Annotated in this window: 22 protein-coding genes and 1 tRNA gene; 10 read left to right on the top strand and 13 right to left on the bottom strand. The window is 68.7% G+C overall.

From position 1 onward, the window contains the following. Positions 1–49 precede the first annotated feature (49 nt). Both E3T61_RS12995 and gndA read left to right on the top strand, forming a co-directional pair. Positions 50–754, top strand: coding sequence for a FadR/GntR family transcriptional regulator (locus E3T61_RS12995; RefSeq protein WP_338145530.1), 705 nt, complete (start codon positions 50–52; stop codon positions 752–754). A 121-nt stretch (positions 755–875) separates the two neighbouring features. After that, positions 876–2279 (top strand): NADP-dependent phosphogluconate dehydrogenase, encoded by a 1404-nt coding sequence (gene gndA / locus E3T61_RS12990; RefSeq protein ID WP_241992567.1) that lies wholly within the window; start codon positions 876–878, stop codon positions 2277–2279. 186 nt (positions 2280–2465) lie between these two features. On the opposite strand, the gene E3T61_RS12985 is transcribed toward gndA, so the two are convergent. Continuing rightward, entirely contained in the window at positions 2466–3737 is a 1272-nt protein-coding gene (locus E3T61_RS12985; RefSeq protein ID WP_134641277.1) for an APC family permease, read from the bottom strand. Between the two features lie 75 nt (positions 3738–3812). On the opposite strand from E3T61_RS12985, the gene E3T61_RS12980 reads away from it, so the two are divergent. Next, positions 3813–4175: a hypothetical protein gene (locus tag E3T61_RS12980; protein ID WP_134641276.1), complete on the top strand. Its 363-nt coding sequence runs from the start codon at positions 3813–3815 to the stop codon at positions 4173–4175. A gap of 67 nt (positions 4176–4242) precedes the next feature. Here E3T61_RS12980 and E3T61_RS12975 read toward each other — a convergent pair whose 3' ends face one another. The 3 genes from E3T61_RS12975 to E3T61_RS12965 all read right to left on the bottom strand — a co-directional run bounded on the left by E3T61_RS12975 (position 4243) and on the right by E3T61_RS12965 (position 6740). Continuing rightward, positions 4243–5220: a ribose-phosphate diphosphokinase gene (locus E3T61_RS12975; protein WP_134641275.1), complete on the bottom strand. Its 978-nt coding sequence runs from the start codon at positions 5218–5220 to the stop codon at positions 4243–4245. Next, positions 5221–6648: a bifunctional UDP-N-acetylglucosamine diphosphorylase/glucosamine-1-phosphate N-acetyltransferase GlmU gene (glmU, locus tag E3T61_RS12970; protein ID WP_134641274.1), complete on the bottom strand. Its 1428-nt coding sequence runs from the start codon at positions 6646–6648 to the stop codon at positions 5221–5223. 20 nt (positions 6649–6668) lie between these two features. After that, a tRNA-Gln gene (locus E3T61_RS12965) sits at positions 6669–6740 on the bottom strand. A gap of 102 nt (positions 6741–6842) precedes the next feature. Here E3T61_RS12965 and E3T61_RS12960 point away from each other — a divergent pair. After that, positions 6843–7334 (top strand): MarR family winged helix-turn-helix transcriptional regulator, encoded by a 492-nt coding sequence (locus E3T61_RS12960; RefSeq protein WP_134641273.1) that lies wholly within the window; start codon positions 6843–6845, stop codon positions 7332–7334. A 3-nt stretch (positions 7335–7337) separates the two neighbouring features. Here E3T61_RS12960 and E3T61_RS12955 read toward each other — a convergent pair whose 3' ends face one another. From E3T61_RS12955 to rsmI, 9 genes are all read right to left on the bottom strand, one after another. After that, entirely contained in the window at positions 7338–7997 is a 660-nt protein-coding gene (locus E3T61_RS12955; protein ID WP_174777017.1) for a methionine ABC transporter permease, read from the bottom strand. Between the two features lie 2 nt (positions 7998–7999). Beyond that, a complete protein-coding gene (locus E3T61_RS12950) occupies positions 8000–9040 on the bottom strand; it encodes a methionine ABC transporter ATP-binding protein (protein ID WP_134641271.1) in 1041 nt (346 codons plus the stop codon). A 70-nt stretch (positions 9041–9110) separates the two neighbouring features. Then, positions 9111–10016 carry a MetQ/NlpA family ABC transporter substrate-binding protein gene (locus E3T61_RS12945; RefSeq protein WP_241992555.1) on the bottom strand — a complete coding sequence of 302 codons (906 nt, stop codon included), beginning with the start codon at positions 10014–10016 and terminating at the stop codon, positions 9111–9113. Between the two features lie 255 nt (positions 10017–10271). Then, on the bottom strand, positions 10272–12077 hold the full coding sequence (locus tag E3T61_RS12940) for an ABC-F family ATP-binding cassette domain-containing protein (protein WP_134641270.1): 1806 nt from the start codon (positions 12075–12077) through the stop codon (positions 10272–10274). 48 nt (positions 12078–12125) lie between these two features. Continuing rightward, positions 12126–13061 carry a 4-(cytidine 5'-diphospho)-2-C-methyl-D-erythritol kinase gene (locus tag E3T61_RS12935; RefSeq protein ID WP_134641269.1) on the bottom strand — a complete coding sequence of 312 codons (936 nt, stop codon included), beginning with the start codon at positions 13059–13061 and terminating at the stop codon, positions 12126–12128. Positions 13062–13070: 9 nt separating this feature from the next. After that, a complete protein-coding gene (gene rsmA, locus E3T61_RS12930) occupies positions 13071–13949 on the bottom strand; it encodes a 16S rRNA (adenine(1518)-N(6)/adenine(1519)-N(6))-dimethyltransferase RsmA (RefSeq protein ID WP_134641268.1) in 879 nt (292 codons plus the stop codon). Further along, positions 13946–14902, bottom strand: coding sequence for a TatD family hydrolase (locus tag E3T61_RS12925; RefSeq protein ID WP_134641267.1), 957 nt, complete (start codon positions 14900–14902; stop codon positions 13946–13948). Before E3T61_RS12925 ends, rsmA begins: the two co-directional genes overlap by 4 nt. Beyond that, entirely contained in the window at positions 14895–16457 is a 1563-nt protein-coding gene (gene metG / locus E3T61_RS12920; RefSeq protein WP_134641266.1) for a methionine--tRNA ligase, read from the bottom strand. Before metG ends, E3T61_RS12925 begins: the two co-directional genes overlap by 8 nt. 67 nt (positions 16458–16524) lie before the next feature. Further along, entirely contained in the window at positions 16525–17400 is an 876-nt protein-coding gene (rsmI, locus tag E3T61_RS12915; RefSeq protein WP_134641265.1) for a 16S rRNA (cytidine(1402)-2'-O)-methyltransferase, read from the bottom strand. A 51-nt stretch (positions 17401–17451) separates the two neighbouring features. Between rsmI and E3T61_RS12910 the strand changes: the two genes are divergently transcribed. From E3T61_RS12910 to E3T61_RS12885, 6 genes are all read left to right on the top strand, one after another. Further along, complete coding sequence (locus E3T61_RS12910) at positions 17452–18993, top strand: dolichyl-phosphate-mannose--protein mannosyltransferase (RefSeq protein ID WP_241992554.1); 1542 nt, start codon at positions 17452–17454, stop codon at positions 18991–18993. A gap of 190 nt (positions 18994–19183) precedes the next feature. Further along, positions 19184–20284, top strand: coding sequence for a fatty acid desaturase family protein (locus E3T61_RS12905; protein ID WP_134641264.1), 1101 nt, complete (start codon positions 19184–19186; stop codon positions 20282–20284). 90 nt (positions 20285–20374) lie between these two features. Then, positions 20375–21394: a YeiH family protein gene (locus E3T61_RS12900; RefSeq protein WP_134641263.1), complete on the top strand. Its 1020-nt coding sequence runs from the start codon at positions 20375–20377 to the stop codon at positions 21392–21394. A gap of 63 nt (positions 21395–21457) precedes the next feature. Next, a complete protein-coding gene (locus E3T61_RS12895; protein ID WP_134641262.1) occupies positions 21458–22759 on the top strand; it encodes an O-acetylhomoserine aminocarboxypropyltransferase/cysteine synthase family protein in 1302 nt (433 codons plus the stop codon). Continuing rightward, on the top strand, positions 22756–23337 hold the full coding sequence (locus tag E3T61_RS12890; RefSeq protein ID WP_134641261.1) for a CoA-binding protein: 582 nt from the start codon (positions 22756–22758) through the stop codon (positions 23335–23337). The genes E3T61_RS12895 and E3T61_RS12890 overlap by 4 nt, the downstream gene beginning before the upstream one ends. Before the next feature lie 36 nt (positions 23338–23373). After that, positions 23374–24753 (top strand): L-serine ammonia-lyase, encoded by a 1380-nt coding sequence (locus tag E3T61_RS12885; protein WP_134641260.1) that lies wholly within the window; start codon positions 23374–23376, stop codon positions 24751–24753. Positions 24754–24910 lie beyond the last annotated feature (157 nt).

Raw genomic sequence — 24910 nt, 5'->3', positions numbered from 1 at the left:
ATCCCTCGCCGAAGTTCAACTCACCACTCTAGACGATAAAGTGACGATCATGGCCAGCCTGCACACCCGAGTGACCGATGACGTCGGCCGGTCCATCGTCGATGGCACGGTTCCGGCGGGCACGATCCTGCTCTCCGATGAGATCGAACGCCGGCAGGGTGTGAGCCGGTCGGTGATCCGGGAGGCGATCCGGGTGCTGGGGTCGATGGGGCTGGTCGAGTCGGTCAAACGGGTCGGCATCCGGGTTCTGCCGCCGGAAAGCTGGAACGCGTACGACCCCACCATCATCCGCTGGCGCCTGCTCGGGCCCGGCAAGGGGGAACAGCTGCGGTCGCTGACCGAACTCCGAAGCGCCGTGGAGCCCATGGCCGCGGAGCTGGCAGCCAGGCACGCGGCCCCCGCGGTCTCCGCCGAGCTGGTGGCCGTGGCCGAGCTGATGCGCAGCGCCGGCGATTCCGGCGACCTGTCCCAGTTCCTTCAGCTCGACATCCGCTTTCACCGGCTGGTCCTGCAGGGGTCGGGCAACCAGATGTTCGCCAAGCTCGACGAGCCCGTCGCGGCCGTCCTGTCCGGTCGAACCGACCTGGGCCTGATGCCCGACCGCCCGCACGAGAACACGCTGCAGCTGCACGCCGACGTCGCCGAGGCCATCGCCGCCGGCGAGCCTGGCGCGGCCCGGGTGGCGATGGAGCTGATCATGCGCCGCACGTACGCGGAGGTGCAGCCCAGCTGGTCCCGCGCATCCGGGCAATAAGTATGATTACATAGGTCCAGCGGTCCACTAATCTTGATGGTGGTCATTGCTCACAGACCCAAAGGAGATTTGCGTGTCAGAAACCGGTTCAGCAAACATCGGCGTCGTCGGACTGGCGGTGATGGGCTCCAACCTCGCCCGTAACCTCGCCAGCCGCGCAGGCAACACCGTGGCCGTCTACAACCGTTCGCCCGAACGCACCCGGCTGCTCATGGATGAGCACCCCGAGGCCGGCTTTGTGGCCTCAGAGACCATCGAGGAGTTCGTCGCTTCGCTGGCGACCCCCCGCACGGCCATCATCATGGTGCAGGCAGGCCGCGGCACCGACGCCGTGATCAGCCAGCTGACCGAGCTGTTCGAGCCCGGCGACATCATCGTCGACGGCGGCAACGCGCTGTTCACCGACACCCTCCGCCGCGAGAAGGCCGTTCGTGAGACCGGCATCAACTTCGTCGGCGCCGGTATCTCCGGTGGCGAAGAAGGCGCCCTCAAGGGCCCGAGCATCATGCCGGGCGGCTCCGCGGAGGCGTACGTCACCCTCGGCCCGATCCTCGAGTCCATCGCCGCGGTCGTCGACGGCGAGCCCTGCGTCACCCACGTGGGCACCGATGGTGCAGGCCACTTCGTCAAGATGATCCACAACGGCATCGAGTACGCCGACATGCAGCTGATCGGCGAAGCGTACGACCTCATCCGTCGCGGAACCGGCAAGACCCCGGCCGAGATCTCCGAGATCTTCACCGAGTGGAACAAGGGCGAGCTCGAGAGCTACCTCATCGAGATCACCGCGGAGGTCCTCAAGCAGGTCGACGCGGAGACCGGTAAGCCGCTCGTCGACGTCATCCTCGACCAGGCCGGCAGCAAGGGCACCGGAGTGTGGACCGTGCAGACCGCCCTCGACCTCGGCATCCCCGTTTCCGGTATCGCCGAGGCCGTGTTCGCCCGCTCGGTCTCCTCCAAGCCCGCTCAGCGTGCCGCCGCCGCCGCCCTTCCCGGCCCGACCGCGAACCCGGTCGAAGACGTGGACGGCTTCATCGAGGGTGTGCGCCAGGCGCTCTACGCGTCCAAGGTCATCGCCTACTCGCAGGGCTTCGACGCCATCGTCGCCGGTGCAGAGCAGTACAACTGGGACATCAAGAAGGGCGAGATCGCGAAGATCTGGCGCGGCGGCTGCATCATCCGCGCCCGCTTCCTCAACCGCATCACCGAGGCCTACACCGAGAACCCCGGACTCGTCTCGCTCGTGACCGCCCCGTTCTTCACCGATGTTGTCGCGAAGGCTCAGGACTCCTGGCGCAACGTCGTCGCCGACGCTGCCCACGCGGGAATCCCCGCGCCGGTGTTCGCGTCGTCGCTGGCGTACTACGACAGCCTGCGCGCCGACCGCCTCCCCGCTGCCCTCACCCAGGGCCAGCGCGACTTCTTCGGGGCGCACACCTACAAGCGCGTCGACAAGGAAGGCACCTTCCACACCCTGTGGTCCGGCGACCGGACCGAGATCGTGACCGAGGGCTCCTCGCACTAGAGGCTGTTCTCCCGCATCACCCGCTCCACCCGCCCGGCAGCTGTTGCCCGTGCGGACATGTGCGCCCGGTACGCCGGGACCATGTGTCCGTTGCGGGCAACAGTTGTCTTGGTCACCGGACGACCGGCACCCCCGCAGCGACCGGCACCGGGACCACGTCGTGCGTTCGGGAGCCCGTGCGGCAAGTCAGGAGCGGCGGGCGGCGCGGGCGAGGCGCAGCGCGCGGCCAGCGAGGCCGAGCGCCAGCCAGGCGAGGGCGGCGAGCACCCCGGGCCAGGGCAGGGTCACCGCCAGGAGCAGGCAGCCGGCGGCACCCGCGTATTGCACCCAGCGGGGCAGCCAGCGCTCTCCGGGCGGCTGGCGCAGCGCGGCCAGGTGCGCGATCGCGTAGTAGACCAGCACTGCGCAGGCCGAGAAGCCCACCAGCTGGGCGGGGTCCAACAGCAGCACCGCGAGCACCGCCACCAGGCCGATGGTCACCTCGGCCGTCATCGGGGTGCGCCGCACGGGCGAGATGCGGCCGAGCGCTCCCGGCAGGTCCCCCTCCCTGGCCATCGCCAGTGCGGTGCGGCTGAGGCCGGCGAGGATGCCCGCGAGCGAGCCCAGGCAGGCGACGCCGGCCAGCAGCCGGGCGACCCAGGTCCACGGCTCGCGCCCGCCCACCAGGTCCGCCAGGGGTGAAGCCGAGGACGCGAGGGCGGCCGGGCCGAGCACGAGCACGCAGAGCAGGCCGATCACCCCGTAGACCACCAGGGTGAGGGCCAGCGCGGTCACGATCGCCCGCGGCAGGGTGCGGCGCGGGTCGCGCACCTCCTCCCCCAGGGTGGCCATGCGGGCATAACCGGCGAAGGCGAAGAAGAGCAGCCCCGCCGATTGCAGGATGCCCGCCCAGCCGCCCTCGACAAGCGTGCCGGCGTCGAACGCCACCGACACCGTCCCTCCGGCGAGGCCGGCACCCACCACGAGCACCAGGGTGAACAGCCCGCCGAGCACCAGCAACACCACCACGGCGCTGAGCCTGGCGGTGCTGCGTATGCCCGCCAGGTTCACCCCGCCGAGGACGAGCACAGCCAGCACCGCCACCAGCCGGGCCTGCTCCGGCCAGAGGTAGCCGCCCAGGATCAGGGCGATGGCGCCGGCCGAGGCGGTCTTGCCGGCCAGGAACAGCCAGCCGGCCGAGAATCCCCACCACGGTCCGATGGTCGCCCGGCCGAACGCGTACGCTCCCCCGGACACCGGATGGCTCATCGCCAGTTGCGCCGAGCTCAGGGCGTTGAGCGACGCGATGAGCCCGGCGAGGACCAGTCCGACGAGCAGGCCGGAGCCGGCCGCGGCGGCGGCCGGTGCCCACACGTAGAAGACTCCGGCTCCGATCATCGCGGCCAGGCCCACCACGGTGGCCCCGCCGGTGCCGAGGTGGCGCCGCAGGGTGTCCTCGGGCCGTACCGATTGGTCCATGCACCCAGAGTAGGCAATCCAGGTGAACCGCAGGCATCCGCACCGGGCCAGGTTCTGATTTACTGGAGGACACCCATGAGCGATTTTCACCCCGAACTCTCCGGCTACGAGCCGACCGACTCCTCCCGGCCCCTCCGCGGCCGGCGGATGCTGCTGCTCATGCGCATCACCGTGGTGCTCGGCCTGGTGGGGCTTGTCGTTCCCGGCGTCCTGACCACCCTGAGCATCGCCTCGGCCACGGCCGTGCGGGCCTGCGGCCAGGCCGTGGCACGCTACTACCCGCTCTCGGAGGGCATCGACGCCAGGTTCGAACTGGCCGGCGCCGGCGGCTTCGGCTGGCAGTGCTACGCGATCGACCAGAACGAACGCCAGACCTTCGTGCTGCCCCTCGGCATCATCCCCGGCCCGTTCCGGCCGCCGGCCACCAGCGTGTCCTGACCCCGAACACACCGACGGCCGGCCCCGAGAACGGGACCGGCCGACTGAGCAGTATTACCAGGGAGCCTTACGCGGCGCCCTCGAACATCGACGTAACGGATCCCTCGTCGAAGACCTCGTGGATGGCGCGCGCCAGAAGCGGCGCGATCGGCAGCACGGTCAGCGTCGGGAAACGCTTGTCCTCGGGGATCGGCAGGGTATCGGTGACGACAACCTCCTGGATGGCGTCGTTCTGCAGCAGTTCGAGCGCGGGCGGGCTGAACACGGCGTGTGTCGCGGCGACGACAACACCGATGGCGCCGGCGGCCATGAGCGCCTCGGCGGCCTGGACGATGGTGCGGCCGGTGTCGATCAGGTCGTCGACGATCAGGCAGACACGGCCCTCGACCTCACCGACGATCTCGTGCACGGTGATCTGGTTGGGCACCAGGGGGTCGCGGCGCTTGTGGATGATGGCCAGCGGGGCGCCGAGCTTGTCACTCCAGATATCGGCGACGCGCACGCGGCCCATGTCCGGCGACACGATGGTGAGGGTGGACGGGTCGAGCTTGGCGCGGAAGTGCTCGAGCAGCACCGGCATAGCGAAGAGGTGGTCGACGGGGCCGTCGAAGAAGCCCTGGATCTGTGCGGCGTGCAGGTCGACCGACATGATGCGGTCGGCGCCGGCGACCTTGAACAGGTCGGCGACGAGGCGGGCCGAGATCGGCTCGCGGCCGCGGCCCTTCTTGTCCTGGCGGGCGTACGGGTAGAACGGGGCGACCACGGTGATGCGCTTGGCCGATGCCCGCTTGAGTGCGTCGACCATGATGAGCTGTTCCATCAGCCACTCGTTGATCGGGTTGGTGTGCGACTGGATGACGAACGCGTCCGCACCGCGAACACTCTCGTCGAAGCGGGCGTAGATCTCACCGTTCGCGAAGGTGCGCGCGTCGGTGGGGATCAGCTCCGAACCAAGTTCTGCGGCGATGTCGATCGCGAGTTGTGGGTGCGCTCGCCCCGAGATGAGCACCAATTTCTTCTCGCCGCTGCTCTTGATTCCAGGCACCTAGTCTCCGCTCTGTGACGCGGCTGTCGCCGCGTCTGTTCCCGGACGGTTGGTCTCTACCCAACCGACCATATTGCGTTGCGGAGCCACGTTGATCGCGAGCGCCCCGGCCTGCACGTCCTTGCGGACGACAGTGCCGGCGCCCGTGTAGGCTCCGTCTCCGATTCTAATCGGCGCGACGAACACGTTGTGCGACCCGGTGCGCACATGCGACCCGATCACGGACGGGTTCTTGTTCACGCCGTCGTAGTTGGCGAAGATCGTTCCGGCGCCGATGTTGGAGTGCACCCCGACCGTGGCGTCGCCGACGTAGCTGAGGTGCGGCACCTTGCTGCCCTCGCCGATGACGGCGTTCTTGGTCTCCACGAAGGTGCCGATCTTGCCGTCGGCGCCCAGCCAGGTGCCCGGTCGGAGGTAGGCGAACGGGCCGACTGTGGCGCCGTCGCCGATCACCGCGAGAGTGCCGTCGGTGCGTTTGACCGTGGCCCCCTCACCGATCTCGCAGTCGAGCAGGGTGGTGTCCGGGCCGATGATCGCGCCGGTGGCCACCGTGGTGGAGCCGAGGATCTGGGTGCCGGGCAGCAGGGTCACGTCGCTGGCGAGCGTGGCTTTGAGGTCGATCCAAGTGGTGGCCGGGTCCTGCACGGTCACCCCGGCCAGCTGCCAGCCACGCACGATGACGGCGTTGAGCTTGGCGGCGGTGTCGCTGAGCTGCGCCCGGTCGTTGATGCCGGCGACGAGCCAGGCATCCGCCACCGGCACGGCGCGCACCTCGGAGCCGGCGGCGCGCAGCAGCCCGATCACATCGGTGAGGTATTTCTCGCCCTGCACGTTGTCGGTGGTGAGACGGGCCAGCTGGTCGCGCAGTTCGGCGAGGCCGAAGATGTAGACACCAGCGTTGGCCTCGTCGACCGCCCGCTCGTCGTCGCTGGCGTCCTTGTGCTCCACGATGCGGTCGAAGGTGCCGTCGTCGCCGCGGATGATGCGGCCGTAGCCGGTGACATCGCCGGGGAACGCGGACAGCACCGTGGCGGACACCCCGGCGCGTTCGCGGTGTGCCTCGATGAAGTTGGTGAGGGTGGCGGCGTTCAGCAGCGGCACGTCGCCGCTGATCACGAGCACATCCCCGTCGAAGTCGGCCGGCAGCGCAGCGACGGCCTGCTGCACGGCACGCCCGGTGCCGGGGACCTCGTCCTGGTCGACGAGCAGGCTCTCCGGCAGGTCGAAGGCGACGAGCTCGGCCAGGCGTTCCCGTTCGTGTCGGAGCACGGTGATCACGTGGGCGGCGTCCAGGGCCCTCGCCGTGGCGAGCACGTGGCTGATGATCGGCAATCCGGCCAGTGGATGCATCAGCTTGGGCAGGCTGGACTTCATGCGGGTGCCCTGGCCGGCGGCCAGCACGATGATGGCGAGGCGGGAATCGGTCACTGGGTTCCTCTCAAAACGAGCTCCGCCGCCAGGACTCGAACCTAGACCTAACAGCTCCAAAGGCTGTCGTGCTGCCATTACACCACGGCGGATTGCACCGGCTACGGCCGGGCAACGGAGTCAAGTCTGCCAGATGCGCGGGCGCCTGGGCGTCATCCGCGCTTTCACGCGGCCGAAAACCGGATAATGGACGAATGCCTGCGAATGACGAAGTCGACCGGATCGTTGATGCCTGGTTGCGGGAGCGCCCCGACCTGGATTTCGCTCCCCTGCAGGTGTTCTCCCGCGTCGCCCGCCTGAGCAAGCATCTGGACCGTGCCCGCCGCACCGCGTTCTCCAGGTCCGAGCTGGATTCCTGGGAATTCGACGTGCTGTCGGCGCTGCGCCGTGCGGGCGCTCCCTACGAGCTGAGCCCGAAGCTGCTGCTGCAGCAGACCCTGGTCTCCAGCGGCACCATGACCAACCGCATCGACAGGCTCGTCGAACGCGGCCTGGTCACCCGGCGCACCGACCCCAACGACGGCCGCGGCATCTTCGTGGGCATGACCGCCGGCGGCCTCACCCGGGTGGATGCCGCGATCACCCGCCTGGTCGACGCCGAGGCGGCCCTGCTGCGGAGCCTGCCCGCCGTCGATCAGGAACGCCTGGCCGCGCTGCTGCGCAAACTCAGCCTGGACTTCGACTGAGCCTCAGCGGCGCAGCGCCTTACGGGCCAGCCGGTTGCCGAGGAACTGCACAACCTGCACGAAGATGACGATCAGCAGCACGGCGGCCCAGGTCACGACGGGGTCGAACTGCCGCCAGCCGTAGAGCAGCGCGAACGCGCCCAGACCGCCGCCACCGACGTAACCGGCCACCGCCGACATGTCCACGAGCGCCACGAAGATGAACGTGTAGCCCAGGATCAGCGGGCCGAGCGCCTCGGGCAGCAGCACCGTGAAGATGATCCGGATCGGGCCGGCGCCCACGCTGCGGGCCGCTTCGATCACGCCGGGCGTCACGGTGAGCAGGTTCTGCTCCACGATGCGCGCCATCGCGAACATCGCCGCCAGCGCGATGGTGAAGATCATCGCGTTGTTGCCGATGCCGGTGCCCACCACGGCACGGGTGAGCGGTTGCACCGCCGCCAGGAAGATGATGAACGGGATGGGCCTGATGGTGTTGACGAGGACGTTGAGCACCCCGAAGACAGCCCGGTTGGCCAGGATGCTGCCGGCCCGGGTGAGGTAGAGGCCGAGGCCGACGACCAGGCCGCCGAAGCCACCCAGGAGCAGGGTGAGGCCCACGATGTACAGGGTCTCCCATGCGGCAACCCACAGTTGGGGCAGGAGAGTGATGAGTCCGTCCATGGTCAGCGCACCTCGGTGACTGTCGTGAGCGCGCGCACCCGGTCGAGCGCGGCGTCGATGGTCACGTCGTCGCCGGTCAGCGCGAGCGTGAGATGCCCGAACGGGCGTCCCTGGATTTCGTTGATGCCGCCGTAGACCACCTGGAAGGCGATACCGTCGCGGGACAGTTCCCCGAACACCCGGGTCTGGTCGACGGTGTCGCTGCGGAACGCGAGGGTGACGATGCGGCCGGTGTGCCTGGCACGGAGCACGTCAAGCTCCGGCTGGGACGGGAGGCCTTTCACCACCGTGGACACGAAACGCGCGGAGGCGGCCTGCTGCGGGTTCGAGAACACGTCGAACACGTCGCCGCGTTCGATGATGCGGCCCTGGTCCATCACGGCGACCTTGGTGGCGAGAGTCTGGATGACATCCATTTCGTGGGTGATCACGATGATGGTGACGCCGAACTCGCGGTTGACCCGCTTGAGGAGTTCGAGCACCTCGTGGGTGGTCTCCGGGTCCAGCGCGCTGGTGGCCTCGTCGGCCAGCAGCAGCGCCGGCGAGGACGCGAGGGCGCGGGCGATGCCCACACGCTGCTTCTGGCCGCCGGAGAGCTGGTCGGGGTAGGCGCCGGCCTTGTCGGCCAGGCCCACGAAGTCGAGCATCTCGGCGACCCGCTTGGTGCGGTCGGCCTTGTCGCGGCCGGCCACCTCGAGGGGGTACGCCACGTTGCGGGCGACGGTGCGGGAGTTCAGCAGGTTGAACTGCTGGAAGATCATGCCGATCCCCAGGCGCACCGGTCGCAGTTCGCGTTCGGGCAGTTGGGCGACGTCCCGGCCGTCGATGAGGATCTGCCCGGCCGTGGAGCGCTCGAGCACGTTGACCAGGCGCACCAGGGTGCTTTTGCCCGCCCCTGAATAGCCGATGATGCCGTAGACGTCGCCGGCGTCGATGCTGATGCTCACGTCGTCGATCGCGGTCACGTCCGGGGCGCCCTTGACGGTGGCCGGGTACACCTTGCTGACGTTTCTCAGTTCGACGAGTGGGGTGGGGGCTGGCATGCAGGTCCTTCGGTTGGAACGGGGAAAGGCCGGCCGCACCCCACGGGAGGGGCGGCCGGCCGGGGACTGCTTACTTCTGGGCTGCGGTGTCTTCCTCGACCGTGGCCAGGGCGGCCTGCAGGTCGGCGGGCGACGTGGTGGCCAGCACGGCGGAGTTGCCGGAGACCTCGAGCAGGCCGTCGGTGACGGAGGCCGTGGTCTGGAAGAGCTCGACGAGCGTGGCGTAGGTCTCGTTGTCCTTGTCTTCGGCGCGCACCGCGAACACGTTCACGTACGGCAGGGCGGACTCGTCGGAGGGGTCGTCCTTGATCAGGGCGTCCTCGAACTTGAGGCCGGCCTTCTCGACGAAGTCGTTGTTGATGATCGCGGCATCCACGTCGGGCAGCGACGTCGCGGTGAGCGACGGCTCGAGCGCGGTGACGGTGACGGTGGACTTGGCGGTGTCGACGTCGTCCAGGGTGGTGAAGATGGATCCGCCGTCCTTGAGTACGACGAGGTCGGCGCTCTGCAGCACCAGGAGGGCGCGGGCCAGGTTGCTCGCGTCGTTGGGCACGGCGACCGTGTCGCCCTTCTTGAGGTCAGCGATGTCGGTGACCTTGGTGGAGTACAAACCGAGGGGGTAGATGGCCGTCGCGCCGATGGGCGTGAGGTCCTCGCCGCTGGAGACGTTGTAGTCGGCCAGGTACACCAGGTGCTGGAACTGGTTGATGTCGATGTCGCCGTTGGTCAGCGCCGGGTTGGGCTGGTTGTAGTCCGCGAAGTCGACGATCTCGACGGAGATGCCCTCGTCGGCGGCGGCCGCGGTGTAGTCGGCCCAGTACGGGTCGCTGGCCCCGACGACGCCGATCTTCACGGTCTCATCGCCGCCGCCTGCCGCACCGGCGCAGCCGGCAAGCAGGGTCAGGCTGGCGCCGACGGCCAGGATGCTCAGGAAGCCCTTTTTCGCGCTGTACTTCTTCACTTCAGTGTTCTCCACGTCTCGGTCGCTGTGTGTGCGTGCAACGCAGGACGAGAAGCTGGCTGGCACAGGTCATCCACGGGATCGTCGCGTGGGAATTCTGTGCCGCATCGTCGCGTGGCACTCTTCTACGGTAGCCGCAGAAGGCACGACGACCGTACCGCGCCGACGCACTTCGTCACAGATACTGCGACGAACGCCGCCCAGTCACAGGATCTGCGAGCTGGACGGCGGGTCAGCGAACCGGTGCGCCGGTCGCGTGAAACAGCTGACTCACTTTTCGAGCAGCACCGACAGTTCCACCCAGCGGGTTTCGAAGCCGGCGACGGCGTCTTCGGCCGCGGCGACCTCGGTCTGGAGCGCGCCAAGGCCCGTGTAATCGCTCTGGTCGTGAGCGGCGAGGGCGTTATGCAGTTCCTTGATCTTGGCCTGCTGCTTGGCGACCTTGCGGTCGATGGAGGCGAGTTCCTTCTGCGCGTTGCGGAGCTCCGCACCGCCCAGCGCCGGCTTGCCGGAGCCCTTGACCGTCGCGGAGGTCGGCGAGGCCGCATCCGCCGTGAAGGAACCGCCGGCGACCTGGCGCTTACGCAGCTCCAGGTACTGGTCGACACCGCCGGGCAGGTGGTGGAAGCCGCCGTCGGAGACCGCGTACTGGTTGTCGGTGACACGCTCGATGAGGTACCTGTCGTGCGAGACGACGAGCAGCGTGCCGGGGAAGGAGTCGAGCAGGTCTTCCATGGCCGCGAGCATGTCGGTGTCCAGGTCGTTGGTGGGCTCGTCGAGGATCAGCACGTTCGGCTCGTCCAGCACGATCAGCAGCAGCTGCAGGCGGCGCTTCTGGCCACCGGAGAGGTCCTTGACCTGGGTGGACAGCTGGGCGCTCATGAAGCCCATCCGCTCGAGCATCTGCCCGGGCGTGATCTCCTTGCCGCCGGCCATGTACGAGGTGCGCTGCCGGGCGATGACGTCGCTGACCCGGTCGTTGCGGATGTCGTCCAGCTCGAACAGCTGCTGGGTGAGCACGGCGACCTTGATGGTCTTGCCGCGCTTGACCTTGCCGCTGGTGGGCTCGAGGGTGCCGGCCACCAGGTTCAGCAGCGTCGACTTGCCGGCGCCGTTGACGCCGAGGATGCCGGTGCGCTCGCCCGGCGCGATCAGCCAAGTGATGTCGTTGAGCACGGTCTTCTCACCGAAGGTGACGGTGATGTCCACGAGGTCGACGACGTCCTTGCCGAGCCGCTGCATGGCCATCGACTGCATCGACACGGTGTCGCGGGGCGGCGGCTCGTTCTCGATCAGTTCGTTGGCCGCATCGATGCGGAACTTGGGCTTGGCGGTGCGGGCCGGGGCGCCGCGGCGGAGCCACGCCAGTTCCTTCTTCATCAGGTTCTGGCGCTTGCCCTCCATCACGGCGCTCATCCGGTCGCGCTCCACGCGCTGCAGGATGTAGGCGGCGTAACCGCCCTCGAACGGTTCGATCAGGCGGTCGTGCACCTCCCAGGTCATGTTGCAGACCTCGTCAAGGAACCACCTGTCGTGGGTGACGACCACGAGGCCGCCGGAGTTCTGCGCCCACCGGTTCTTGAGGTGCCCGGCGAGCCAGGCGATGCCTTCGACGTCGAGGTGGTTGGTGGGCTCGTCGAGGAAGACCACGTCGTGGTCGCCGATGAGGACCTGGGCGAGGGCCACCCGGCGGCGCTGGCCACCGGAGAGGTCGTCGACAAGGGTGTCCCAGGGGATGTCGCGCACGAGGCCCGCGATCACGTCGCGCACCTTCGAGTCGCCGGCCCAGACGTGCTCGTCGATGCCGCCGACGATGGTGTGGCCCACGGTCTGGCCGTTGACGAGGTCGTCGGACTGGTCGAGCACGCCGATGGTGACGCCGCGCCGGCGGGTCACCCGGCCGGAATCGGGCTCCATGCGCCCGGCGAGCAGGCGCAGGAGGGTGGACTTGCCGTCGCCGTTACGGCCGACGATGCCAATGCGGTCGCCCTCGTTCAGTCCGGCGGTGACGCTGTCGAAGATGACGCGGGTGGGAAATTCAAGGTGCAGGGACTCGGCCCCGAGCAAATGTGCCATAGGGTTCGAGCCTAGCCGTCGCAGCTGAGAGCCCGGACCGCCGGTGGGCTAGGAGGTGAGGATCCGGGCGCCGTGCACGGGGCCGGTAGCCCGCACCACGTGCAGCCTGGCGGCGCTCAGCGCCACCTGCAGCTCGAGCCCCGCGTCCAGGTCGGGCACCAGGAACGCCACAGTGGGGCCGGACCCGGAGAGGATGCCGGCCAGGGCGCCGTTCGCCTCGCCGAGCTCGAGCACCCGGCCCAGGCCAGGCGCCAACTGCAGCGCCGGAGCCTGCAGGTCGTTGTGCATCGACTCGGCCAGCATGGCCGGGTCGCCAGCGCGCAGGGCCTGCAGCACGTCCGCGTCCACGGTGGGCTGCTGCTGCACGGGGAAGATGTCCTGGGCGTGCCGGGTGCGGTGCCGGTCCAGCTCGCTGTAGACCGATGGGGTCGACATGCCGAACTCGGCCAGGGCGAGCACCCAGTGGAAGGTGCCCTTGGCCAGGGCCGGGCTCAGTTGGTCACCGCGACCGGTGCCGATGGCGGTGCCGCCGGTGAATGCGAACGGCACATCCGCGCCGAGGGTGGCCGCGATCTTCAACAGTTCCTCGCGGCTCAGTTCGGTTCCCCAGAGCGCGTCGCAGGCGAGCAGCGTGGCCGCGGCATCCGCCGACCCGCCGCCCATGCCGCCGGCAATGGGCACGTTCTTGTCGATCCGGAGGTGCACCCCGCCGGTGTAGCCGGTCGCCCGCGCGAGCGCCCTGGCGGCCTTGATCGCGAGGTTGCTCTCGTCGACGGCCAGACCCGAGGTGTCGATGGAGCCGGTGAACTCGACGCTGAAGTCGTCAGCGGCCCTGGCGCGCACGTCTTCGTAGAGGGAGACGGCCTGGAACGCGGTGGCGAGATCGTGGTAGCCGTCGTCCATCACGGCGCCCACTTTGAGGAAAACGTTGATTTTGCCCGGTGCCCTCGCATGCACAACCGGTGAGGTCGCCGTGTTGGTCATGCCTCTAACCTAGGCCAGCCAGGCCCGGGCGATCGCCAGGAAGTTGTTGACGGTGAGCTGCTCGCCACGTTCGGTGGGGTCGATGCCCGCAGCGGTGAGCACGGCCGCCGCCTGGGTGGAGTCACCGAGCACGCCGGACAGCGACTGCCGCAGCATTTTGCGGCGCTGCTGGAAGGCCCCGTCGACCAGGGCGAACGTGGCCAGACGTAATTCCTCGGATTCGAGTTCTTCGGCGCGTCGCTCGAACGCGATGAGGATGGAATCGACGTTCGGGACCGGCCAGAACACCTGCCGGCTCACCTTGCCGGCGGTGCGGAACTGGCCGTACCAGGCGGCCTTGACGCTGGGGCTGCCGTAGATCTTTGACCCCGGCGCAGCGGCGAGGCGCTCCCCCACCTCGGCCTGCACCATCACGACGCCGGCGCGGATGGAGGCGAAGTGCTCGAGCAGGTGCAGCAGCACCGGCACCGACACGTTGTAGGGCAGGTTCGCAACCAGCCGGGTGGGCTCGCCGGGTAGCTCGGCGATTTTCAGGGCGTCGGCACGGATGACCGTGAGCTGTGCGGTCGGCTGCATGAGCTGCACGGTCAGCGGGAGCTGTTCGGCCAGACGGTCGTCGATCTCGACGGCCACGACGGCGGCGCCCACTTCGAGGATGCCCAAGGTCAGCGAGCCGAGGCCGGGACCCACCTCGACGACGGTTTCGCCGGGCTGCACGGCGGCGACCTTCACGATCCGCCGCACGGTGTTGCCATCGATGACGAAATTCTGTCCGAGCTTCTTGGTCGGGTTCACCCCGAGCATCTCGGCGAGGTCGCGGATCTCGGCCGGCCCGAGCAGGGTGGGCGCGGCCGGGTCTGTGGCTGGTGTGTGGGCAGAGTCGGTCATGCGAGGCCTCCGGCCGGGCTGATGCGAGGGTCACGGGCGGTGTCGGTCAACACAACGGGTTCCGCGTCCCAGCGGCCGTAGACGAGTTCGGTGTTCGAGGTGATCTGGGCGGCGAGCACGGCGACGTCGGTCTGCAGGTGGTCGGCCATGGCGCGCAGGGTGTGCGGCAGCAGGTACGGCGCGTTGGGACGGCCGCGGTGCGGGGTGGGCGTGAGGTAGGGCGCGTCGGTCTCCACCAGCAGCAGGGAGCGCGGCGCCACGTCCAGCGCTTCGCGCAGGGTGGCGGCGTTCTTGAAGCTGACCGGGCCGGCGAACGACAGGTACCAGCCCTGCTCCGCGCAGAGCCGGGCCAGTTCGGCGCCGCCGGAGAAGCAGTGGAACACCGTCCGTGCCGGCGCGCCGACCCGCAGCAGGGTTTCGACGACCTCGTCGTGGGCGTCGCGGTCGTGGATCTGCAGGGCCAGGCCGTGCCGCTTGGCGATCTCGATGTGCGCCTCGAACGAACGGAACTGGGCGGCCCGGCCCTCCGGTGCGGTGCGGAAGAAGTCCAGGCCGGTCTCGCCGATCGCGCCCACGCGGGGCCGCCCGGCGAGCTCGTCGATCACGGCGAGCCCCTCGTCGAGGGTGCCCGCGCTCTCCAACTCCGGCGCCTCGTTGGGGTGGATGGCGACGGCGGCCAGCATCCGCGGCTCCCGGGCGGCCATCTCGGCCGACCACCGGGAGGTGGCCACGTCGGTGCCCACCTGGATCACGCCGCGGACGCCCACACTGGAGGCCAGGTCGAGCTGCTCGGCGACAGAGAGCGGGGTGATGCCGTCGCTGATCTCCAAGTGCGTGTGGTTGTCGTAGACGCCCACGACGAGGGGAACGGGCGCGGGCGGGTAGACCAGGTCTCGGCCCGCGCTCGCCTCGCGAGAACGGATGTGGGTGGAGTTGGCTGGGTCGTTAGCCAACAGTCGCCTCGATGCGCGGGAACAGGGCGGCCAACGGTGACACGTGGGTGCCGCCCGTCCATTCCCAGGCCCGGTGGATCGGCGTGTCCTGCACCGCTCCGGTGCCGCCCAGAGCACTCCACAGGGTGGCGGTGGCCTGCGGGGTCACCGGGGAGAGCAGCACGGCGAGGGTGCCGAGGCCGCGCACCACGGTGTGCAGCACGGTTTCCAGGCGTTCGCGGTCGTCGGGGTTCTTGGCCAGCGCCCACGGCTCCTGCGTGGTGATGTAGCCGTTGAGCTCGTCGACGAGTTCCCACACCGCGGCGAGGGCCTCGTGCAGGGCGAGCCTGTCGATGGCTTCGTCGGCGGCCTGGCTGACCCGGATCGAGGTCGCGAGAATGGCGGCATCCGCGGAGGTTTGAGTGCCGCCGGCCGGGATCTCGCCGTCGCAGTAGCGCACGACCATGGCGATGACCCTGGATGCCAGGTTGCCGAAGCCGTTGGCCAGTTCGGACTGGTAGCGGGCGGACAGGTCCTCCCAGGAGAACGAGCCGTCCTGGCCGAAGCTGATGGCGCGCATGAAGTAGTACCGGAACGTGTCGGAACCGAAGACGTCGGTGATCTGGTTCGGGGCGATGCCGGTGAGCTTGGACTTGCTCATCTTCTCGCCGCCCACGAGCAGCCAGCCGTGGCCGAAGACCTGGGTGGGCACCGGGAGCCCGGCGGCCAGCAGCATGGCGGGCCAGATCACGGCGTGGAAGCGCAGGATGTCCTTGCCGACGATGTGGGTGGCGGGCCAGAGCCGGCTGAACTTCTCATCGTCCTGGCCGTAGCCGGCCGCGGTGATGTAGTTCAGCAGTGCGTCGAACCATACGTAGACGACGTGGCTGTCGTCCCAGGGCACCTTGATGCCCCAGTCGAAGCTCGAGCGGGAGATCGACAGGTCGGAGAGGCCCTGCTTGACGAAGGAGATGACCTCGTTGCGGGCGGACTCGGGCTGGATGAAGGCGGGGTTGGCCTCGTACAGGGCCAGCAGCTGGTCGGTGAAGGTGCTCATGCGGAAGAAGTAGTTCTTCTCGTGCAGCAGTTCAACGGGGATGGAGTGGATGGCGCAAACCTGCTGGCCGGTGTACTCGCCGGTGCCGTCGACGAGGTCGCTGGGCTGCTTGTACTCCTCACAACCCACACAGTAGAAACCCTCGTACTCGCCCGTGTAGATGTGGCCGGCGTCGAAGAGGTGCTGCAGGAACTTCTGCGCGTTCACCTCGTGGCGCACGTCCGTGGTGCGGATGAAGTCGTCGTTCTTGATGTCGACGGTTTCCAGCAGCGGCTTCCACGCCGTCTCGACCAGCCGGTCGGCCCACTCCTTGGGGGTCACCCCATTGGCCGTGGCGGTGCGCAGGATCTTCTGGCCGTGCTCGTCGGTGCCGGTGAGCAGCCAGGCGTCCTCGCCGCGCTGGCGGTGCCACCGGGCAAGCACATCCGCGGCCACCTCCGTGTAGGCGTGCCCGATGTGCGGGACATCATTCACATAGAAAATAGGCGTGGTGATGTAAAAAGATGAGCCGTCGGACATGCTTTCATCTTATGGGGACCGGCCAGCGCCGCCGACCCTGTTACGCCTCGCGGCTGCGCGGCCGGTGTCAGCCCAGCGGCAGCTCGGGTTGCGGGGCTGCCTTCTGACGGGATGTCCCGGCTCCGGCGGCCTTGCCGGTGAGAGCGGCCTCGTACAGGTCGCGTTTGCCGAGACCGGATGCGGCGGACACGTCAGCGGCGGCGTCCTTCAGGCGTGCCCCGGCCGCGACCAGGGCCAGCACCTCGTCGACGCCGGTGGCCAGGTCGAGCACCCGAGGCGTGGCTCCGGCCACAACGATGCAGATCTCCCCGCGCACACCCTCTGCGGCCCACTCGGCCAGCTCGGCGGCGGTGCCCCGCTTGACCTCTTCGTAGAACTTGGTCAGTTCCCGGCAGACCACCACCCGGCGCTCGGCGCCGAGCGCGGCGGCGAGGTCGGTGAGCGAGGCGGCGAGCCGGTTGGGCGATTCGAAGAAGACCATGGTGCGGCGTTCGGTCGCCACCTCGCGCAGCGCCTGCATCCGCTCGCCGTGTTTGCGGGGCAGGAAGCCCTCGAAGGTGAACCTGTCGGTGGGCAGGCCCGAGACGGCCAGCGCGGTGAGCACGGCCGACGGACCGGGCAGCGCCGTGACGGTGACGCCGGCATTGATGGCGGCATCCACCAGGTGGAAGCCGGGGTCGGACACCGTGGGCATGCCGGCATCGCTGAGCACGAGCAGGTCGGTGTCGCGGGCCAGCTCCACGAGCTCGGCGGCCTTGCCGCGTTCGTTGTGGTCGTGCAGTGCGATCAGCCGAGGCCGGTTCTCCACCCCGAGGGCCTTGAGCAGGTGCACGGTCACCCGGGTGTCCTCGGCGGCGATCACGGTGCTCGTGCGCAACGCCTCGATCAGGCGGGTCGAGGCGTCCCCGAGGTTTCCGATGGGGGTGGCAGCCAGAATGATCATGTACTCAGTCTCGCAGCCCTGGCTCTGCCAGTCGCTCACTACGATGGTCAGGTGCTCCTCACCCACCCCGCGCCCGATCGTCTGACCCAGCGTTGGCCCGACCTGTGGGCCAACCGGTGGGTGCGCCTGGCCGGACCGGCGCTCGTGCTGCTGGTGGCCGCTGTCTTACGGTTGTGGAACCTCGGCCACCCCGGCACCCTGGTGTTCGATGAGACCTTCTATGTGAAGGACGCCTGGAGCCTGTTCAACAACGGCTACGAGTCGACCTGGCCGGATGGTGCGGACGCCCTGTTCGCCGCCGGGCAGAGCAACATCTTCGGCACCGCTGCGTCCTTCGTGGTGCACCCGCCGCTCGGCAAGTGGCTGATCGCGCTGGGGATGGCCGTGTTCGGCGCCGACAACCCGTTCGCCTGGCGGGTCGTGACCGCGCTGGTCGGGCTGCTCGCCGTCGCACTGCTGATGCTCATCGCCCAGAAGCTGTTGGGCTCGGTCCTCCTGACCACGATCGCCGGGTTCCTCTTCGCCATCGACGGTAACGCCATCGTGATGAGCCGGGTGGCGCTGCTCGACAACTACGTGATGTTCTTCGCCCTGCTCGGCTTCGGCGCGGTGCTGATGGACCGGGACCACCACCGGGTGCGCCTGGGCGCCTGGCTGAACGAGAAGCGGGACAACGAGATCGAGCCCACCTGGGGCCCCGCACTCTGGTGGCGGCCGTGGGTGCTGGCGGCCGGACTGGCGTTCGGTCTGGCCTGCTCGGTGAAGTGGTCAGGCGCCTACTTCCTGGCCGCGTTCGGCATCTACCTCGTGGTGGTCGACGCGCTCGCCCGACGCAGGGCCGGGCTGCCGTTCTGGGCCAGCGGGGCGATCCTCAAGCAGGGCCCGGTGACCTTCCTGCTCCTGGTGCCCGTTGCCGTCCTCACCTTCTTGGTCTCCTGGACCGGCTGGTTCGTCACCCGCGGCGGCTACTACCGGGACTGGGCCGACCAGGCCGGTCAGGCCTGGACCGGGGCACTGGCCTGGGTGCCGCACAGCCTGCAGAGCTTCTGGCACTACCAGTCAGCGGCGTACGCGTACCACGTGGGCCTGGTCACGCCGCATCCGTACCAGGCGAACCCGCTCACCTGGCTGATGATGAGCCGGCCGACGAGCATGTACTACCAGGGCTCCTCGCTGGGCGAGAACGGCTGCGGCTACGCCACCTGCTCCGAGGCGATCACCGGCATCGCCAACCCGCTGATCTGGTGGGCGGCGAGCATCGCCATCCTCTACCTGGTCTACAGGCTGGTGCGGTACCGCCAGTGGCAGGTCGGCCTGATCCTCATGGGCATGGTCGCCGGCTACCTGCCCTGGCTGATGTACCTGAATCGCACGGTCTTCCAGTTCTATACGATCGCGTTCCAGCCGTACCTGATCCTCGGTCTCACACTGGTGATCGGCCTGCTGCTGGGGAGTGTCTGGGGCCGGGTGGTCGTGGTGGTGTTCCTGGTCCTGGCCACACTCGTGAGTGCCTTCTACTTCCCGCTGTGGACAGGCGCTCAGGTTCCGTTCGGCTTCTGGCAGGCCCACATCTGGCTGCCGAGCTGGCGCTGACCGGCTCAAACGCCCTTATTGCAGGCCGTGCATACAGCCAGACATATGCCCAAATTGGAATACATCCGCTGTTAAAGGCGTGTGAATTCGAGCCGATTTCGGGGTCAGAACCCGTAGGATGGCCGGTATCTGCTTGACGAGTGTTTGCTCTACTACCGACTGAGAAGTCCAGATACAAACCAAAGGCCTCATGTCGGAAGCATCTGCCGCACCCACGGTGCGTATTGTCCGCACTCGCAAGGGTGGCGACTCCAAGAACCCCACCACCGAGTACTCCTCCCTGCTGCACACCGTGCGGAACCTCGGTCTGCTCGGCCGCCGCACGGGCTTCTACTGGGGTGTCTTCGCCGCTCTGGTCCTGATCACCGCCGGCCTCGGCGTCGGTTTTGTGCTGCTGGGCGATTCCTGGTACCAGCTGATCATCGCCGGTGTGCTCGGCATCATCCTCACCCAGTTCGCCTTCCTCGCCCACGAGGCCTCGCACCGCCAGGTCTTCGAGTCCGGCCCCGCGAACGACCGGGCCGGCCGCATCCTCGCCAACCTGTTCGTCGGCATCAGCTATGCCTGGTGGATGACCAAGCACAGCCGGCACCACGCCAACCCGAACGTGGTGGGCAAGGACCCGGACATCGACCCCGACGTGATCCGCTTCAACGAGAAGGACGCGTCAGAGGTCAACTGGATCACCTCCTTCATCACCCGCAAGCAGGGCTACCTGTTCTTCCCGCTGCTCACCCTCGAGGGCATCAACCTGCACATCCACGGCTTCAAGACCGTCTTCGGCAAGGGCAAGGTCGACAAGCGTTGGCTCGAGATCACCATGCTCACCACGCGCATCCTGGTCTACTTCGCCGTGATCTTCTACTTCCTGCCGCTGGGGATGGCGTTCGCCTTCATCGGTGTGCAGATGGCCGTCTTCGGCGTCTACATGGGCGCATCGTTCGCCCCCAACCACAAGGGCATGCCGCAGCTGCCGCACGAGAGCAAGGTCGACTTCCTCCGTCGTCAGGTACTCACGTCGCGCAACATCCGCGGCGGCACCTTCATGGACACCTTCATGGGCGGCCTGAACTACCAGGTCGAGCACCACCTGTTCCCGAACATGGCCCGCCCGCACCTGAAAAAGGCGCAGGAGATCACCAAGGAATACTGCGAGTCCAACAAGATCCTCTACACCGAGACCGGACTGTTCGAGTCGTACGGCATCGTCGTCGCCTACCTCAACAAGGTGGGCCTGGCCGCCCGCGACCCGTTCGACTGCCCGATGGTGCAGCGCTTCCACCACCGCTGACCCCCTCGCGAACCGTGAGGAAAGCCCCAAGAATCTCGGATTCTTGGGGCTTTTCTCACGGTTCGCGCCGCCGTCGGTAGGGTTGAGTAAATGTGGATGTGGGGAGTTGCGGCGGCCGGGATGGCCACCCTGGTGGCGTGGGGTGTGCACACCATGGTTCCCGCGATCCCGCTGCTGACCGCGGCGGTGCTGCTGGGCATCGTGGTGGGCCAGCTGCCCGTGCTGCGCCCTGCGCTGGCCGGCCCGCTGAAGCCCGGTCTCTCCCTGGCCGCCAAACGCCTGATGCGGATCGGCGTGGTGCTGCTGGGCCTCAAGCTCAGCCTGGTCGACATCGCCGCGCTCGGCTGGCTCACCATCACCACCACGGTGCTGATCGTGCTGCTGACCTTCTTCGGCACCCTGTGGCTGGGTCGCCGGGTGGGCCTGCCCGGCAACCAGCCGTTGCTCATCGCCACCGGCTTCGCCGTCTGCGGAGCCTCCGCCATCGGCGCGATGAGCGGGGTGATCAAGGCCAAGGACCGGGAGACCGCCACCCCGGTGGCGCTCGTGACCCTGTGCGGCACCCTGGCGATCGGCGTGCTGCCGCTGCTCTGGCATCCGCTGGGCCTGACCGACCTGCAGTTCGGCCACTGGGTCGGCGCCGGGGTGCACGATGTGGGCCAGGTCGTCGCCACCGCGCAGATCGCCGGGTCGGCGGCCCTCGCCGTGGCCGTGGTCGTCAAGCTCACCCGGGTGTTGATGCTTGCCCCGCTGGTGGCCGGCGTGGCGGTCTATGAACGCCGCAGGGCGCCCGCCCCGGTCACTCCGGCCGGTGACGTGATCGGCTCCCCCGCCGCTGCGCCCGCCGCCCGCCGGCCGCCTGTGCTGCCCCTGTTCGTCGCCGGGTTCCTGGCGATGGTGCTCGTGCGCACGTTCGTTCCGCTGCCCGCGAGTGTGCTCGACAGCATCGACCTGGTGCAGACCGTGCTGCTGGCCATGGCCCTGTTCGGGCTGGGCACCGCGGTGCGCCTGACCGAGCTGGTGCGGACCGGCGGCAAAGCGCTGGGCGTCGGCCTGGCCTCCTGGCTGCTGATCGCCCTGCTGGCGCTGGCCGCCGTGTTCATCAGCTGAGCCATGTGGCGCTCTGTTACGCCGCCGGGCCGCGGTCCGGCACCGGGCCGGTAGCGTACTCCCATGGCAGATCGCGAGTACGGCTTCACGACCAGGGCAATCCACGCCGGGAACATCCCCGACGCCGTCACGGGAGCGCGGGCTCTGCCCATCTACCAGACCAGCGCTTTCGTCTTCGATGACACCGCGGATGCCGCCGCCCGCTTCGCCCTGCAGAAGTACGGCAACGTCTACTCCCGGCTGTCCAACCCCACCGTGGCCGCATTCGAAGAACGCATCGCCAGCCTGGAAGGCGGCCTCGGCGCCGTCGCCACCGCCTCGGGCCTGGCCGCGCAGTACATCACCTTCGCCAGCCTGGCCGGCGCGGGCGACCACATCGTCTCCAGCGCCAACCTCTACGGCGGTTCGATCACCCAGCTCGACGTCACCCTGCGCCGCTTCGGGGTGGAGACCACGTTTGTGCAGTCCGCCGACCCGGCCGACTACGCCGCGGCGATCACCGACAAGACCAAGCTGATCTTCGCCGAGACCGTCGCCAACCCGTCCGGTGAGGTCGCCGATATCGAGGGCCTCGCTGCCGTGGCGCACGCCGCCGGCATCCCGCTGATCATCGACTCCACCATCGCCACGCCGTACCTGTGCCGGCCGATCGAATGGGGCGCGGACATCGTCATCCACTCGGCCACCAAGTTCCTCGGCGGCCACGGCACCACCCTGGGCGGCGTGGTCGTGGAGAGCGGCCGGTTCAACTGGAACAGCGACAAGTTCCCGCTCTTCACCGAGGCCGTGCCCAGCTACGGCGGCCTGGAGTGGTCGGGCAACTTCGGCGAGTACGCCTTCCTCACCCGCCTCCGCGCCGAGCAGCTGCGCGATATCGGCCCGGTGCTCGCCCCGCACTCCGCGTTCCTGCTCGCCCAGGGCGTCGAGACGCTGCCGTACCGGCTGCAGGCGCACGTGAACAACGCCCGCATCGTGGCCGAATGGCTCGACGCCGACCCGCGCGTGGACTTCGTCAACTGGGCCGGTCTGCCCAGCCACCCGCACTACGAGCGCGGCCTCAAGTATCTGCCCAAGGGTCCGGGCTCGGTGTTCAGCTTCGGCGTCAAGGGCGGCCGTGACGCCGGCCGCACCTTCATCGAATCGGTCGACCTGGCCAGCCACCTGGCCAACATCGGCGACGCCAAGACCCTGGTGATCCACCCGGCCTCCACCACGCACGCCCAGCTGAGCGAGCAGCAGCTCGTGGACGCCGGCGTGCTGGCCGGTCTGGTGCGCATCAGCGTGGGCATCGAGGATGTCGACGACATCATCTACGATCTCGACCAGGCCCTTGCGCAGGCCGCAGGCACGTCAGGAGCGTCATGAGCACCGACACCGTGAACAGCACCGAAACCGTTCAGCTCACCAACGGCCTGAGCTGCAGCGTTCCCACCAACTCCCCCCTGGCCAAGCTGTTGCGCACCCAACGCACCTGGGAGGGACCGGACGCCAAGGCGCGCCTGGGCATCCTGCGGCGCGCGAAGTCCATCGCCATCGTGGGCGCCTCCCCCAATCCCGCCCGCTCCAGCTACTTCGTGGGAACCTACCTGCAACAGTCGAGCGACTACAGGGTCTACTTCGTCAACCCGCGCGCCGACACCATCCTCGGCGAGAAGGCCTACCCCGACCTGGCGTCACTGCCGGAGGTGCCCGACATCGTCGACGTGTTCCGCAAGGCCTCCGACATCCCGTCCGTGATCGACGACGCCCTCGCTGTGGGCGCCAAGACCGTGTGGGTGCAGCTGGGTATCTGGAACCAGGAGGCGGCGGAGTACGGCGAGTCGAAGGGGCTGACCATCGTGATGGACCGCTGCATCAAGATCGAGCACGCCAGGTTCCACGGCGGGCTGCACCTGCTCGGCTTCGACACCGGGCAGATCACGGCCCGCAAGACCATCCGCTAGCTCCGCAGGCGGCGCGGTCCGCGTACGATGGGGCGAGTGACAGCGTACGTATCGGCTCTCGACCTCTTCTCCATCGGAATCGGTCCATCCAGTTCCCACACGGTCGGCCCGATGCGGGCCGCGCTGGCCTTCGCCGAACACCTGGCCGAGAGCGGCCGGCTGGCCGAGGTGCGCCGCATCCGGTGCTCACTCTTCGGCTCCCTGGGCTCGACCGGTCTCGGCCACGGCACTCCGGACGCCATCCTGGCCGGCCTGGCGGGCCTCCGCCCGGAGGCCTGCGACCCCGACGAGGTGCGCAACCTCTGGGCCCACCTCGCCCCTGGCGCCACCCTGCTGGTGAACGGCGTGCACCCGGTGCCTGTGCAGCAGAGCGACGTGGTCTTCGAACCCCGCACCCGGCTGCCCGGCCACCCCAACGCGATGACTCTCTCGGCCTGGAGCGACGACCCGGCCGCTCCCGCTGTGCTCGAGGAGACCTACTACTCGATCGGCGGCGGCTTCATCCGCCGCGACGGCGACCCGATCCGGCCCGCCTCGACTCTCGTCCAGCCGATGCCGTACGCCTCGAGCGCGGCGCTCCTGGCGCTCTGCGACGATCACGGTATCGGCATCTGCGACGTGGCCCGCGCCAATGAGGAAGCCGTGCACGGCGCCGACAGGCTGGATGCTGGACTGGACGCGATCTGGTCGGCGATGCACGCCTGCGTCGAGGCCGGGCTCCGCGTCGACGGAACCCTTCCCGGCGGGCTCGGCGTCAAACGCCGCGCCTCGGCGATTCGTATGCAGTTGGAAGAATATGACGGTCAGACCCAGCGGGAGCGGGACACCTCCACGGAGTGGCTGCACGCCTTTGCCCTGGCGGTGAACGAGGAGAACGCCTCCGGCGGCCGCGTCGTGACGGCGCCCACCAATGGCGCCGCCGGCATCATCCCCGCCGTCGCGCACTACTACCTGCGCTTCGTGCCCGGCGCCAGTGTGGCCGGCATCCGCCGGTTCCTGCTCACCGCGGTGGCCATCGGTTCCCTGGTCAAGGCGAACGCCTCGATCTCCGGCGCGGAGGGCGGCTGCCAGGCCGAGGTCGGCTCAGCCTGTGCCATGGCCGCCGGGGCGCTCTGCGCCGTGCTGGGCGGTACCCCCCGCCAGGTGGAGAACGCGGCGGAGATCGCCATGGAGCACCACCTCGGCCTCACCTGTGATCCCGTCGGCGGCCTCGTGCAGGTGCCCTGCATCGAACGCAACGCCATCGCCGCGTCGACGGCCGTGTCCGCGGCACGGTTGGCCCTGCACGGCGACGGCACCCACCTGGTGTCGCTGGACACCGTGATCGAGACCATGCGGCAGACCGGCCTGGACATGATGACCAAGTACAAGGAAACCAGTGAGGGCGGCCTCGCGGTCAACGTCATCGAGTGCTGACCCTCCCCCGCAGTGGGCACACCGGCGGGGTGCCCCCGGCCAAATCCCTGACCTAAGCTAGGTTCCCGGGGGTACACCATCGACAATCTCAGCCACAACCTGCCGGCACAGCCGCGCACCGCATTCTTTCGCACCGGACGCGCGATCGCGCTGGCCG

This window comes from Cryobacterium lactosi (assembly GCF_004403945.1).
Classification (GTDB): Bacteria; Actinomycetota; Actinomycetes; order Actinomycetales; family Microbacteriaceae; genus Cryobacterium; species Cryobacterium lactosi.
Note: the sequence above shows the minus strand (reverse complement) of the source record. Positions and strands in the feature narration are given on the sequence as shown.

Excerpts from the sequence above, each read along its gene's own strand:
- E3T61_RS12980 (WP_134641276.1), top strand. The coding sequence starts at position 3,813 with ATGAGCGATTTTCACCCCGAACTCTCCGGCTACGAGCCGACCGACTCC.
- E3T61_RS12935 (WP_134641269.1), bottom strand. The coding sequence starts at position 13,061 with ATGACCAACACGGCGACCTCACCGGTTGTGCATGCGAGGGCACCGGGC.
- E3T61_RS12905 (WP_134641264.1), top strand. The coding sequence starts at position 19,184 with ATGTCGGAAGCATCTGCCGCACCCACGGTGCGTATTGTCCGCACTCGC.
- metG (WP_134641266.1), bottom strand. The coding sequence starts at position 16,457 with ATGTCCGACGGCTCATCTTTTTACATCACCACGCCTATTTTCTATGTG.
- E3T61_RS12890 (WP_134641261.1), top strand. The coding sequence starts at position 22,756 with ATGAGCACCGACACCGTGAACAGCACCGAAACCGTTCAGCTCACCAAC.
- E3T61_RS12985 (WP_134641277.1), bottom strand. The coding sequence starts at position 3,737 with ATGGACCAATCGGTACGGCCCGAGGACACCCTGCGGCGCCACCTCGGC.
- E3T61_RS12950 (WP_134641271.1), bottom strand. The coding sequence starts at position 9,040 with ATGCCAGCCCCCACCCCACTCGTCGAACTGAGAAACGTCAGCAAGGTG.
- E3T61_RS12900 (WP_134641263.1), top strand. The coding sequence starts at position 20,375 with ATGTGGATGTGGGGAGTTGCGGCGGCCGGGATGGCCACCCTGGTGGCG.
- rsmI (WP_134641265.1), bottom strand. The coding sequence starts at position 17,400 with ATGATCATTCTGGCTGCCACCCCCATCGGAAACCTCGGGGACGCCTCG.
- E3T61_RS12940 (WP_134641270.1), bottom strand. The coding sequence starts at position 12,077 with ATGGCACATTTGCTCGGGGCCGAGTCCCTGCACCTTGAATTTCCCACC.
- gndA (WP_241992567.1), top strand. The coding sequence starts at position 876 with ATGGGCTCCAACCTCGCCCGTAACCTCGCCAGCCGCGCAGGCAACACC.
- E3T61_RS12995 (WP_338145530.1), top strand. The coding sequence starts at position 50 with ATGGCCAGCCTGCACACCCGAGTGACCGATGACGTCGGCCGGTCCATC.
- E3T61_RS12960 (WP_134641273.1), top strand. The coding sequence starts at position 6,843 with ATGCCTGCGAATGACGAAGTCGACCGGATCGTTGATGCCTGGTTGCGG.
- E3T61_RS12955 (WP_174777017.1), bottom strand. The coding sequence starts at position 7,997 with ATGGACGGACTCATCACTCTCCTGCCCCAACTGTGGGTTGCCGCATGG.
- rsmA (WP_134641268.1), bottom strand. The coding sequence starts at position 13,949 with ATGACCGACTCTGCCCACACACCAGCCACAGACCCGGCCGCGCCCACC.
- E3T61_RS12895 (WP_134641262.1), top strand. The coding sequence starts at position 21,458 with ATGGCAGATCGCGAGTACGGCTTCACGACCAGGGCAATCCACGCCGGG.